The sequence below is a fragment of the Rufibacter roseus genome (assembly GCF_001647285.1).
GTDB lineage: Bacteria > Bacteroidota > Bacteroidia > Cytophagales > Hymenobacteraceae > Nibribacter > Nibribacter roseus.
In genome coordinates this window covers 1-12543 of record NZ_LRML01000023.1, presented here as the reverse complement: position 1 = coordinate 12543, position 12543 = coordinate 1, and the positions used below count along the sequence as shown (strand labels likewise).

The 12543-nt window shown below is 47.1% G+C and carries 11 protein-coding genes; 5 read left to right on the top strand and 6 right to left on the bottom strand.

Going from position 1 to position 12543, the window contains the following annotated elements; translation table 11 throughout:
- Positions 1–65 precede the first annotated feature (65 nt).
- The 5 genes from A8O23_RS20350 to A8O23_RS20330 all read right to left on the bottom strand — a co-directional run bounded on the left by A8O23_RS20350 (position 66) and on the right by A8O23_RS20330 (position 5716).
- Positions 66–1091, bottom strand: a complete 1026-nt coding sequence (locus tag A8O23_RS20350) for a bifunctional heptose 7-phosphate kinase/heptose 1-phosphate adenyltransferase (protein WP_066625730.1) — start codon at positions 1089–1091, stop codon at positions 66–68.
- Between the two features lie 114 nt (positions 1092–1205).
- Positions 1206–2414: a pyridoxal phosphate-dependent aminotransferase gene (locus tag A8O23_RS20345; RefSeq protein ID WP_066625726.1), complete on the bottom strand. Its 1209-nt coding sequence runs from the start codon at positions 2412–2414 to the stop codon at positions 1206–1208.
- A gap of 339 nt (positions 2415–2753) precedes the next feature.
- Positions 2754–4670 carry a glycosyltransferase family 2 protein gene (locus A8O23_RS20340; RefSeq protein ID WP_066625722.1) on the bottom strand — a complete coding sequence of 639 codons (1917 nt, stop codon included), beginning with the start codon at positions 4668–4670 and terminating at the stop codon, positions 2754–2756.
- A gap of 143 nt (positions 4671–4813) precedes the next feature.
- Positions 4814–5419: a recombination mediator RecR gene (recR, locus tag A8O23_RS20335; protein WP_066625719.1), complete on the bottom strand. Its 606-nt coding sequence runs from the start codon at positions 5417–5419 to the stop codon at positions 4814–4816.
- Between the two features lie 15 nt (positions 5420–5434).
- On the bottom strand, positions 5435–5716 hold the full coding sequence (locus tag A8O23_RS20330; protein WP_066625715.1) for an ATP-dependent Clp protease adaptor ClpS: 282 nt from the start codon (positions 5714–5716) through the stop codon (positions 5435–5437).
- 188 nt (positions 5717–5904) lie between these two features.
- Between A8O23_RS20330 and A8O23_RS20325 the strand changes: the two genes are divergently transcribed.
- From A8O23_RS20325 to A8O23_RS20305, 5 genes are all read left to right on the top strand, one after another.
- Entirely contained in the window at positions 5905–8070 is a 2166-nt protein-coding gene (locus tag A8O23_RS20325) for a S9 family peptidase (protein ID WP_082883192.1), read from the top strand.
- Positions 8071–8195: 125 nt separating this feature from the next.
- The gene (locus A8O23_RS20320) at positions 8196–8912 is read left to right on the top strand and encodes an SIMPL domain-containing protein (RefSeq protein WP_066625713.1); all 717 of its coding nucleotides are present in this window, start codon (positions 8196–8198) and stop codon (positions 8910–8912) included.
- A gap of 25 nt (positions 8913–8937) precedes the next feature.
- On the top strand, positions 8938–9489 hold the full coding sequence (locus A8O23_RS20315; protein ID WP_066625711.1) for a hypothetical protein: 552 nt from the start codon (positions 8938–8940) through the stop codon (positions 9487–9489).
- Complete coding sequence (locus tag A8O23_RS20310) at positions 9476–10597, top strand: patatin-like phospholipase family protein (RefSeq protein ID WP_082883191.1); 1122 nt, start codon at positions 9476–9478, stop codon at positions 10595–10597. Before A8O23_RS20315 ends, A8O23_RS20310 begins: the two co-directional genes overlap by 14 nt.
- A gap of 95 nt (positions 10598–10692) precedes the next feature.
- Entirely contained in the window at positions 10693–11358 is a 666-nt protein-coding gene (locus tag A8O23_RS20305) for a ferritin-like domain-containing protein (RefSeq protein WP_153042307.1), read from the top strand.
- A gap of 72 nt (positions 11359–11430) precedes the next feature.
- Here A8O23_RS20305 and A8O23_RS20300 read toward each other — a convergent pair whose 3' ends face one another.
- Positions 11431–12108: a porin family protein gene (locus A8O23_RS20300; RefSeq protein ID WP_239693464.1), complete on the bottom strand. Its 678-nt coding sequence runs from the start codon at positions 12106–12108 to the stop codon at positions 11431–11433.
- Positions 12109–12543: the final 435 nt, after the last annotated feature.

Genomic DNA, 12543 nt, shown 5'->3' with positions numbered 1-12543 from the left:
AGGTAGCAATGGCAGTAGCAGATGTTTAAATGATTAGGCTAAGCACGACAGCCCATTTGCTACGGCTAAGCCTCCAGTTCGAGCAACTCTCTTTGTAGCACTTCAGACTTTTGCGCCTCATGCAGCAGTTGCTCCCTATTGATAGGCACTACCCCAACGTGCTCACATACAAGGCCGCCGCCCAAGTTAGAAAGTTCTGCCAGAGCAGGCAATGGTAGCCCTGCGGCTATGCTCAAGGCAGCTATGCTTACTACCGTATCTCCGGCACCTGAGACATCTGAAATAGTACGAACATGGGCATCTAAGTAAGTTCTTTTACCATCTTTTGTTTGCCCAAACACACCGCGTTCAGAAAGAGTAACTAAAACATTCTCTACCGCCATACGCTCTTGCAATGCATCAACGGCTGCTTCAAAAGCTTCTAAGTTGGCATCAGCAAAATCTACCTTTAAGCCTTCTTTGAGCTCTTTCAGGTTTGGTTTAAACAGGGTGCAGCCGGTGTAGGAAAGAAAGTTCTTCTTTTTGGGATCTACCACAGTGGGCACACCACGTTCCTTTGCCAGTTGAAGAAGATCTTGAATGACCTGGGTGCTGAGCACGCCTTTGTCATAGTCTTCAAAAATAACCACATCGGCAGAAGCCAATAATTTAGAGTATCGCTCTACCAAAGCCCGGTGCTCAAACTCAGTAAGGTCAGTCTCTACCTCTGAATCTATGCGGAGGAGTTGCTGACCGCCTGAAATAATGCGTTGCTTTACAGTGGTGGGGCGCTCGGGGCTAAGCACTATCCCCTCGTCGGTTTGGCCTTGCTCCAATAGCAACCGCACCAAAGCGGCGCCGTCTTCATCATCTCCAACTACAGAGCAAAGCAAAGGCGTGGCACCTAAACTTTGAACATTTAGCGCTACGTTAGCGGCTCCACCTAAGCGTTGCTCAGTTTTCAAGCGGTTCACAATAGGCACTGGTGCCTCCGGAGATAACCTATAAGATTTGCCCCACAAATAGGCATCTATCATGACATCGCCCACCACCAGCACCCGTAACTGGCTGAAGCGCTCAAACAAAGAAGAGAGGTTCTTCTGACTTGGCATTTATCTGAAAAAGTGGTTAAAAGCAGAACGCCAGGCATTCCGCACCACAAAGATGAGGAATGTCTGGCGTCTTTACTATTTACAAGGCTTTCTTTTGCAGAATCGCCTGTACACCTATGACAATTTAGCTAAGCTAGCTTTAATGCGACCTAACGCTTCAGTCAGCTTTTCGTCTGAGGCGGCAAATGAGAAGCGGATACATTGTGGTGCGCCAAAAGCTCCTCCTTCTACCAACGATACGTGGGCATCATTCAGTAAGTACATAGCCAAATCATTGGCATTCTCAATCACTTGGTCGCCGGCAGACTTACCGAAGAAAGCGCTCACGTCAGGGAAAATATAGAATGCGCCTTTCGGCTCATACGTTTTGAACCCCGGTATATCATTCATTAACTTTATAACTAAATCGCGGCGACGCAAGTAAGAGGCGCTCATTTCCTCTGCCGACTCTTTTCCGCCTTCCAGCGCTGCCTGAGCTGCTTTCTGGGCAATGGAACAAGTTCCACTGGTAATCTGGCTCTGCATTTTGTCGCAGGCATCGGCAATGGATTTATGTGCGGCAATGTAGCCCACACGCCAGCCAGTCATGGCATACCCTTTAGAAAAACCGTTTACAGTTATCACTCTGTCTTTGATAGCATCAAATCTGGCAAGGCTGTAATGCTCTCCGGTAAAGTTGATGTACTCATAGATTTCATCAGCAATCACGTGTATCTGCGGGTGTTTCTCCAGAATTCTGGCAAAAGCCTCTAACTCGTCTTTGGTGAACACTGAACCAGTTGGGTTACAAGGCGAAGAATACATAACCAACTTGGTTTTGTCAGTAATGGCTGCTTCAAATTGCTCAGGCGTTACTTTGAAATCATTTTCCAATGGCCCGCGTACAGCAACTGGAACGCCTTCGGCTAGCTTCACTACTTCTTCGTAACTTACCCAGTAAGGCGAGAAGATAATTACTTCATCACCGGGGTTTACCAGACACATAACCGCATTGGCGATAGATTGTTTGGCACCGGTTGACACCACAATGTTCTCAGGTCCGTACTCCAGCCCATTGTCGCGCTTCAGCTTTTCTACAATGGCTTTGCGCAGCTCAGGGTAACCAGCAACGGGGGTATAAAAAGTGTAGCCATCATCTATGGCTTTTTTGGCCGCATCTTTAATGTACTGAGGGGTCTGGAAATCAGGCTCCCCGAAACTTAAATTTATAACATCCACGCCCTTGGCCGCCAACTCACGGGCTTTTTTGGCCATGGCAATGGTTTGAGACTCAGCAAGTGAGGTAATGCGATCAGAAAGAGTTTTTTGTTCGGTCGTAATCATTCCTAAACAGACATTAAAGGTATACCCCAAAAATAGGGGCTTTTACTGTTTTTATAGAGTTTTCTAGAAAAAATAATTAAAATATTAGCGAAAGTAGCCTTTCATCTGTCAAATCATTTACTAAAAGTCTGATTTTCCTGCACATGAACCAGCTTTTCAACCATTGAATATAATATGAGTTGCTGTTGATGCCAGTAAAGACATGGAACCTACTTTTAAAGAAGAATGGAAGCTTAATGAAGTGTTGTTTTTGACCTATTTTTCATAAAACAGATCTAAAACACCAGTAGTGATGCTAAAAAGAAGTAGTACCTCAGACCTGAATAGTCTAATGCTGTTTTATACCTTACGGCCCAATTGCCAGATGTTCTTGAAGATTATCTCTAAATCAGAGAATACAGAATAATCTTTGGCGTAGGCAATTTCAATTTGACGGGCGGCGGGTTGGCTTAACCGATCACTTTGAATTTTATCAACCGGTGAGAGCACAGCCGGTTTAGAGTCTGGGGTAGCATTTGCTTTGAGGCCCACCCATTGGTACAGCCCCACCAGGTTTGCCAGGCAGTTCTTCAAAAACTGGCTTTTCCCTTTCATCCCCAAAATAAGCACCGGTGCGCACACCAACAGCAGGAGGCTTACCAGTGAATTCACCATAAATTTATTTCTACGGTGGTAAGGATTCAGTAAGTTCACCTCAATATGCAGGGCATAATAGTCACCGCGGGCATCTTTTGAGCTGCTGCCAATAATGTAGGTACTGTTCTCAGGCAGTATTTTAAATTCAATGGCATTGTCATGCACCTGCACCATCCATTCAATAATCTGTGAAACGGCTAGGTCTTTGCCGCAGAAAATCAGTTCATTGATTTTGTGAATCTTGATGATTTCCTGTAGCTGCCTCAGATCTGCCTCGGCATTCTGGGTTTCCAGCTTGGCAATGGGGTCATGCAAACCTACTTCGCGTAAAAGTGAGGTGGCCCGCTTTACTTCTTTCTGGCTGCCTACAATAGCAATACGTTTTGCCCGAGGCTCTCCAAAGCGCCAGTTGCCATACTGTCGCCAATGCAAAAACATACGCCAGAAAGCCATTCCCACTAACCCTACAGACACCGCAATGAGCAAATGTTTTTTGTTTGTTACCCCTAGCACATCTGTTACACCCATGATACTGGAGAAAGCCATGATCAGCACACTACCTATGAGCATTCCCCGCACCAACCGGTAGAGTTTGCTTGGTTCATCATACGCCCCGCTAAAAAACGCAGCACCAAACCAAAGCGAAAAGTAAACGGCCCAACTAGGTGTAAAGCCAAGGGTCAAGGGGTCTTGCACCAGCCTCTCCCCTATCAACACCCCAATGGCAAGGCAAATACCATCTAACAGCAAAGGAAAAAGCTTTTGCGCTGCTCTGGAAACAATGGCTAAACCGGCTCTCAGGTAGATGGCCAGCTTTATGAGGTAAGAGTAAAATTTGGCTTGCCGCCCACTGAAGTGCTTCTCAGCAAATACCATCATGGCGCGGTAAAACATGAACACATAGTTCACGCTGGTCTTGCGGGTACTCTCGCCTTTATAATGAATGATGCGGGTTTCAGGAAAATAGATGACTTTGTAGCCCCCTTGCTGAATACGGTAAGAGAGGTCTACATCTTCCCCGTACATAAAGAACGTCTCATCCAGTAGCCCCACCTTGTCAAGTGCCTCGGCCCGCATGAACATATAAGCTCCTGCCAAAATATCTACCTCATGCGTTTCATCTGCAGACAAATGACCTAAGTGGTACCGATTGAAGGTAGCTGATTTAGGAAACAGTGCAGATAAACCAAAAACTTTAGAAAAGGCGACCCAGGGCGTAGGCATTCCCCGTTTGGATTCTGGCAGAAACTTTCCGGCGCCATCCATCATTTTCACGCCCAACGCCCCTGCTTCGGGGTGTTCTTCCATGTACCGGAAACACTTCAAGAAGGTGTCTTCCTCTACTACCGTATCAGGGTTCAGGAGCAACACATATTTACCCTGCGCCTCTCTCATAGCTTGATTGTTTGCTTTCGAGAAGCCAAGATTTTCTTTGTTGGCATGAAGAATCACCTCCGGGAATCGTCGCCGTACCATCTCCACTGAGCCATCTACGGAATTATTGTCCACCACGAACACCTCCACGTCTAGACCGGCCACTGCTCTTTTAACAGAAAGCAGGCACTGCTCCAGAAAGTAGCTTACATTGTAATTGACAATAATGACAGAGAGGTCTTTCAAGCAATAGACGTTAGGTGATGGCGGAATACGCTGGGGACGCGGGTGATTTGCCAAAGAAAAACAAAAATAAAAAAGCAGGAACGAATGTTCCTGCTTAATTGCCAATTTCTTGGCTATATTTTTGAAATCTTTTACAAACCAGCTTAACTACTGTAGGCAGTCCGGTCCAGAATACTCCGGCCCAGAGTAATTTCGTCAGTGTATTCCAACTCACCACCCACAGGTACGCCACGCGCAATACTGGAAATACGAGCCGGGTAATCCTTCAACTTGCGGGTAAGGTAAAAGGCGGTGGTATCACCTTCCATGGTAGGGCTAAGGGCCAAAATAATTTCTTTCACCTCAGAAGAAGGCAAACGCTCTACCAATGACTGTATGTGCAAGTCTGATGGGCCAATACCTTCTAAAGGAGAAATAACGCCACCCAACACATGGTACAAGCCTTTGTACTGAGAGGTGTTTTCAATAGCAATTACGTCACGCATATCGCTCACCACGCAAAGAATAGTGCGGTCACGCAGCGGATTAGAGCAGATGCCGCAAACTTCCTGGTCTGAGATGTTATGACAGGTTTTGCAGTACCTAATGCCCGTACGCATGCGCACCAAGGCAGACGATAAAAGGTTAGTATCTTCGGTTTCGGCTTTGAGCAGGTGCAGCACCAGGCGAAGCGCCGTCTTCCGGCCAATGCCCGGCAACTTTGCCAGTTCCTCTACCGCATTTTCAATCAGCTTTGAAGGGAAATTCATCCAAGTAAGTCAGGGTTATACAATATCCGCTGAGATACCCCGGTCATGAATGGCAGTACACATGGTTTGAAGCTCGGTAAACTCACCCAATTTTACAGTGCACTTACCTTTGTAGTGAATTAACATGGTACATTGCTCTGCCTGCTCCTGTGTATGGCGGCACACCTGCACCAGTGTGTTGATCACGTGCTCAAACGTGTTGACGTCGTCGTTATACACCACCAGCTCACGCATATCAGTGGTTTCCTCTAACAACAGAACGTCTTCCTGCTCCAGAATTTCAGTTAAAATGTCCATAACACAAAATTAAGCAATTCCCTTGAGTTATAGAAATATCACCTGTTGTACCTCAGCAAAAGTAAAACAGTTAAAAAAAGAGGGTTGTTCCTGAAAGAACGTTAGTTTTAGTTTATTTTTGAAATAAATTACTACTGTAGCGTTACACTAAAAACGGCAGTTTCAACAGTTGTCTCACCCTTCACTTTATGCACAAATTCTCTCTTAAACCTACCGCGCTTGTGTGGCTATTAGCTTTACTGGCACTTTCGGCTCAAGCCCAGCAAAAGCTGCTGACCATTGAAGATGCTTTTCAGAACCCTAGCCTTTCCCCTGCCAATTTACGGCAACTGACGTGGGTACCCGGCACCAATTACTATAGCTACGCCCAAGCCAATGAGCGCGGGCAACTGGAGCAGCTCATGCGGGGCACAGTACGCGGCAATGCCGAAGTAGTCTTGACGGCAGCCCAATTAAGCGCTGGGCTGGAAAAAGCCGGAGCCAACAAGGTGAGCAGCGTGGGCGGTTTGCAGTGGCTAAATAGTAATGAACTGCTGGTGAACCAGCGGGGGCAACTGTACCGGTTCAACGTTCAGACTAAAACGGCACAGAAGTTCTACAGCTATAATCCGCAAGCGGAGAATCTAGACTACTCCTCAAACAAACAAAGGCTGGCTTTTACGCTGGGCAACAACTTGTACATTTCACAGGCTGGCGCCGAAAACAAACAAATCACCCAAGAAACCAATCCGGAGATAGTGAACGGACAGGCGGCGCACCGGTCGGAGTTCGGCATTACGAAGGGCACGTTCTGGAGCCCCTCCGGAAACAAACTAGCCTACTACCGCATGGACCAAAACATGATCACCGATTATCCGCTGGTAGATATATCGCCGTTGCCAGCTACTGTGAACAACATTAAGTACCCTATGGCCGGAGGCAAAAGCCACCACGTGACAGTGGGTGTTTACAACACCGCCACCGGAAAAACTATCTTTCTACAAACAGGCGAACCCGCTGAGCAGTACCTCACCAACATTACCTGGAGCCCAGACGAGCAGCATATTTACCTGGCCGTGGTGAACCGTGCTCAAAACCACATGAAGCTGAACCAGTACGATGCCACCACTGGCGCGTTCGTAAAAACGCTTTTTGAGGAGCGAAATGACAAATGGGTAGAGCCTGAGCATGAACTGTTTTTTGTACCGGGCAATACAAATCAGTTTATCTGGATCAGCGAGCGCGATGGGTATGACCACCTGTACCTGTACAACACCAACGGTCAACTTATCCGACAGCTCACTAAAGGCGAGTGGGTAGTGAAAAGTTTAGAAGGTTTCGGCTCTGGAGGCAAAGAGGTTTTTTACACCTCAACGGAAGACAACCCGCTGGAGCGCCACTTGTATGCAGTCAACCTGAGCAACGGACGTACCCGCAAAATATCGCAGGGGAGCGGTATGCACAACGTTTCACTCAGCCCCAATAGCCAGTATTTCATTGACAACTACAGCAGCCCCGTCACGCCCCGCACCATCCGGGTTCTGAACACCTCTGACAGGAAAATAGCCAAAACATTGTTGGTAGCTCCTAACCCGCTGCAAGACTACAAGCTGGGTGAAACCACTATTTTTCCAATTAAAGCCGATGATGGTACAGATCTGTATTGCCGCATGATCACGCCGCCCAACTATGACAAGAGCAAGAAATACCCTGTTATTACCTACGTGTACGGTGGCCCGCATGTGCAGCTGATTAACAACGGCTGGCTGGGCGGCTCTAACCTCTGGATGCAGTACATGGCCCAGAAAGGCTACATCGTCTTCACACTTGACTCCCGCGGCTCCGCCGATAGAGGACGCGAATTTGAGCAGGCTCTCTTCCGTAAAATGGGAACTGTTGAGTTACAAGACCAGATGAAGGGTGTGGAATACCTCAAATCATTGCCGTATGTAGACGAAACCAGAATGGGCGTACATGGCTGGAGCTACGGCGGCTTCATGACCACATCGCTCATGCTTAAGTACCCCGATGTGTACAAAGCAGGCGTTGCCGGCGGTCCGGTAATTGATTGGAAGTACTATGAAATCATGTACACGGAGCGCTACATGGACACTCCGCAGGAAAATATGGAAGGCTACAACCAAGCAAACCTGCTCAACCACGTGCAAAACCTGAAAGGCCGCCTGCTCATGATTCATGGCACTGTAGATGATGTGGTGGTATGGCAGCATAGCTTGGCCTTTGTGAAACGAGCCGTAGACGAAGGCGTGTTGCTAGATTACTTCGTGTACCCCGGCCATCCGCACAACGTAGGCGGCAAAGACCGTGTGCACCTCTACCGCAAAGTGACACAGTATTTCGAAGACTTCTTATAGAGATAGGATCTGTGTTTTAGGGCTGTTATTCAGAAAACAGCTCCAAAAAACAGATCAACTTTAACAGCGCCTGCAAATTCTTAGCTTATCGTTCCCTACCTTTAGTTAAGCTTATCAGAACATCCATGAAAAAATATGTATTCCTACTGCTATCGCTAATATCATTTTCTGTCTCAGCACAGGTTATTTCACCTGAAAACAGAATTGTAGTACTTGGCGAAGCCTCCGTTGAAGCCCCTGCTGACCAAGTACAGTTTTCTATTACCCTTCACACCAGAGACTCCCTCAGCCTTGACAGTGTTTATATTAAACATAAAAGGCTGGAAAATAAGGTTGTCAGGATTTTAAAAGAGCTAAACATACCATCCAACAAAATTTCTTACACACTGTTCGCGGTAGGCAAACGGCCAGACTATGATAGAGGTGATGAAAAGGTAGTTTGGTATTTTGAAGGGACACAGGATGTATCTTTTACTGTTGATTCTATTATGACGTACTCTGCCATTCAGGATAAACTCATAAGGGAGGGAGTTATTACGTTCAGCAGCAACTTCAAAAGCTCCAAAGAGCAGGAAATTAAAAAAGAGGTATTAACAAAGGCAGTTGAAGCCGCCAAGGCTAAAGCCGAGACTTTGGCGACGGCCGCCAACCGAAAGCTAAAACGTATAGTAAAAGTAGCCGATGCCGATGAATCAGACCCTGTGTTCCGAAATTACTCTAGGGTTGAGGTTGCTGATTATGCCATTTCTGCCCCTGCTACTATGGAGGGTGGATCTTTGATTGAAATACCGCAAAGTGTTTCAGTTTCTGCTACTGTAAAAGTGGTATTTGAACTGAAATAAAATTTCTACAACAAAATAATAATCAATGCCCGTACCCTCCGCTGATTTTAAGAAGGCGCTGAAGCAGTTAGGCGAGAAAGAGAAAGAAGCCTTGATTCTGCGGTTAGTCCGGCGAGACGCCGAGGCTTACGATATGCTGGCGTTTGAACTGCTGGAGGATGTAACCTTGGAGACTGTTTTTGAGCGAAGCCAAGAAACCATCCATGACATTCTGTTTACCGTTAGTGGGCGCTCCCTCAGCAAAGCGTTGAGCCGAGGTTTGAAAAAAGCAACACAGGAAATAGCCCGTTACCAGCGCATCACCAAAGACCGCAAAGGCGAAGTAGAACTGCACATTTACACCCTGCAACTCATCTTCGACAATTTTACCGGCCAGTTCGAGAGTATTTACAAAGGCTTTTATGTGGCCACCGCCCGTATGACGCTGCGCACCATGATGCTCATTCAGAAGCACCTGCACGAAGACCTGCACATAGAGTACCAAGATACCATCAACAGTTTTCTGGCCGACCTTAACAGCCGTAGCAAACGAAGGCAATTACCCTTTAACCTGCCCCTGCAATTTGAAATTGATTAACCTCATGCCCTGTTTTGGGGCTGTTTTCCGGAAAGTAGCCCTAAAACGGCTTGTCTCTTCTCTGGTCTTGCTTTGCTTGCTGGTTTCTACAGAAGCATTAGCCCAGAATAACAGCGCAACTACCGTTTACCGGAACCTCGCGTTGGAAGGCGGCGGCATCAGGGGCATTGCCTACGGCGGAGCTCTGGCTGAACTGGAACAAAGAGGGATTTTGAAAGACATTGAGCGTGTAGCAGGCACTTCGGCGGGGTCTATTCAGGCTTGCCTGTTAGCTCTAGGCTATACTCCGCAAGAAATCACAGACATTACCTTTAAAACTCCGGTGCAGCAGTTTAACGACGGCCGCTGGCTTTTCATTGGCGGCTTTACGCGCATGGCCAAACGCTACGGCTGGTACCGCGGAGAGAAGTTCACCAATTGGCTGGCCCAACTGATAGAGCAGAAAACAGGCAATCCTGATTTAACTTTCGCTGAACTACACGCCCTGGCCGGCCAGAACGGCTACCGCGATTTATACATCACCGGCACCAACCTCAGCCGCCAGCGCACCGAAACCTTTAGCCACGAAACCTACCCCAAGATGCGGGTGAAGGATGCCGTGCGAATCTCTATGTCAGTGCCACTGTATTTTCAGGCTGTGATGGTAGACAGCCTGGGGCAGGTGCATCAAAAGCCTTTGCCCAATGGCGGAACCGATGTAATGATTGACGGCGGGCTGTTGGCCAATTTCCCTATCATGGTGTTTGACCACCCGCGGTACTTTCATAAATCAGCCACTTCCTTACCTGATCCTAAGATCCGTTTCATCAACCCTGAAACCATTGGCATACGGCTAGACCACGATGACCAGATTCAGTATGATGCCGAGCGCAAAGGTCTGGCGCCGCACCAAATAGATGGATTTAAAGAATACATGAACGCCTTCTACCGCATTATCATTGAAAACCTGAACCGCCACGAACTCACCCCTGCCGACTGGGACCGCACCATATCAGTGAGCACCGCCGGATTTGGCCCAAAAGTGAAGCGGCTTTCTGAGAAAGAAAAGGAAAAACTGCTGGAGAGTGGCCGGTTTGGGGTAGTGCAGTTCTTTGCCGGCTGCGAATAACGCTTTTTACAGGCTTAATCATCATCTTTCCGTCATTTTTCCTAAACCTGCGGCGTCTGTTCCCGTTGATAAAAGTTGAAACTTACAATAGAACTATGTCAGCAAACGAAAAACAAAAAGTAGTACAGGTTCTCAGAGAACTGAACGAATTTGTACATGACGGGCTGGAAGGCTATGAGCGTGCCGCCCAAGAAAGTAAAAACGAACTACGCCAAGATATTTACCGCAAATTCTCGCAGCAGCGGCTTGCCTTTGCCAATGAACTGAATATGATTATTCAGAACTACGGCGGCAGCCCAGAAAGAGACTCTACCACCAAAGGTAAACTGTACCGTGACTGGATGGACTTTAAAGCAGCCTTAACAGGCTTTAGCGAAGAAGCCATTCTAGGCTCATGCATTTACGGGGAAGAGTGGGCTCAGAAAGCCTACCGCGATGCCTTAGACCATGAGCTGCCAGCTGAAGTTCGCGGAGCGGTACTACGCCAGCGTGAAGCTTCTACAGATGTACTGGCCCGCCTGCACCAACTACGTGAAGGTGCCACCCAGAACCCAGCCACCAGCGCCGATGGCGTAAATGGCAAAGCCGCCGCCAACGTTCCGTTAAGAACTGCTTTATACGCAGCCGGAGCTGCAGCCGGAGCCGCCTTAATCTACGGCCTGATCACCAAAAAAATACCAACGGATAAGCTATTCTCCAGCTTTACCAAGGCTAAGGGAAAAACCTCTAAAAGCAAAAAGGGCGCCATCGCTAAGAAATAAACAAAAAAAGAGGCGGATAATATCCGCCTCTTTTTTAATCATCCTATAACACATTCACTATACACTAATCCTTTAAAATCTGAAACCAACAGAGGCTTTAAAGCCTTGGTTGTACGATTTATAATCTGCATTATCATCTATGGTGGTCAAACCTAAGTCATAGCTACCGCCCACGTTCAACCCGTTCTGAAATTGGTAGCCGGCCCCCGCCGAGAACCCTACATCAACGGTTCGCTGTGGCGTTTTCCAGTCAAAGTCATTGTTGTAGGCCGAAAAGCCTAAGGCACCTGCGTTCACATTTACTTTGTTTGAAAGCAGAAACGATAGCTGGGGACCTGCAAACAGGTTAAAGCCCTCTCCCAAATACACTTTTGCCAGCAAAGGCACATCCAGGTATTCTGCTTTATTCGTAACCGTCACCTTGGCATTTAAAAACTCGATGGATTCCCCGGGTACGCGTCCTTCCAAGGCCATTCCTTTTTGTGAATACTGCACGCCAGGTTCAAATTCAAATCCTGCCCCTAACGGTACACTCAGGTAAGCTCCGGCATGAAAGCCTTGCCGCCATTTTGTTTGCACGTTGCCATTGGTGTACTCCAGCAAATCTTTGAAACTTTTCACGGTTTCACCCTGCCAGCCGGTAACGCTATAGCCACCTTTTATCCCTAATCTTACTTTGCCATCCTGGGCAAATACGTTTGTTGAAAGCCCTGCCAGCAGAACAATCACCACCACCAACATTTTCTTCATTGTAGTAAAATCTTTGCATGTTCAAATAAGTGCTGCAGCTTATGTTCAGCTAAATGTAAAAACCGTGCCAAGTCTACATGCCAGCTCCTATTCACTTAGACCATTACTCACAATTATCTGGTTAATTACACTTTACAACTCATCTCTATATATAAAAGAATAGTAGCTTTGCTCTTTTAGGTTGGTTCATTTAAAGCTTAAAGGGAATATTTAAGAGCCTCTTCCTATGGAACGGAAGTTACTTCCGCACCATAGTGGGTGGTGTACTTCTCCTGTGCAAAAGTCCTTATTTTTTCTACTTTATTTTTAACTACAGATTAGCCATAGTAGGAGGCGTTGCAATTACTCTTTAACCAAAAGCTTTTGCATTTGCATTTGATTTTGGATGATCAGCAGACCTAAAAATGCGAGCGCCCAACCTTCAAAAGGTTGGGC

Coding starts and splice junctions, on each gene's coding strand:
- A8O23_RS20350 (WP_066625730.1), bottom strand. CDS start 1,091: ATGCCAAGTCAGAAGAACCTCTCTTCTTTGTTTGAGCGCTTCAGCCAG.
- A8O23_RS20345 (WP_066625726.1), bottom strand. CDS start 2,414: ATGATTACGACCGAACAAAAAACTCTTTCTGATCGCATTACCTCACTT.
- recR (WP_066625719.1), bottom strand. CDS start 5,419: ATGAATTTCCCTTCAAAGCTGATTGAAAATGCGGTAGAGGAACTGGCA.
- A8O23_RS20330 (WP_066625715.1), bottom strand. CDS start 5,716: ATGGACATTTTAACTGAAATTCTGGAGCAGGAAGACGTTCTGTTGTTA.
- A8O23_RS20325 (WP_082883192.1), top strand. CDS start 5,905: ATGCACAAATTCTCTCTTAAACCTACCGCGCTTGTGTGGCTATTAGCT.
- A8O23_RS20320 (WP_066625713.1), top strand. CDS start 8,196: ATGAAAAAATATGTATTCCTACTGCTATCGCTAATATCATTTTCTGTC.
- A8O23_RS20315 (WP_066625711.1), top strand. CDS start 8,938: ATGCCCGTACCCTCCGCTGATTTTAAGAAGGCGCTGAAGCAGTTAGGC.
- A8O23_RS20305 (WP_153042307.1), top strand. CDS start 10,693: ATGTCAGCAAACGAAAAACAAAAAGTAGTACAGGTTCTCAGAGAACTG.
- A8O23_RS20300 (WP_239693464.1), bottom strand. CDS start 12,108: ATGAAGAAAATGTTGGTGGTGGTGATTGTTCTGCTGGCAGGGCTTTCA.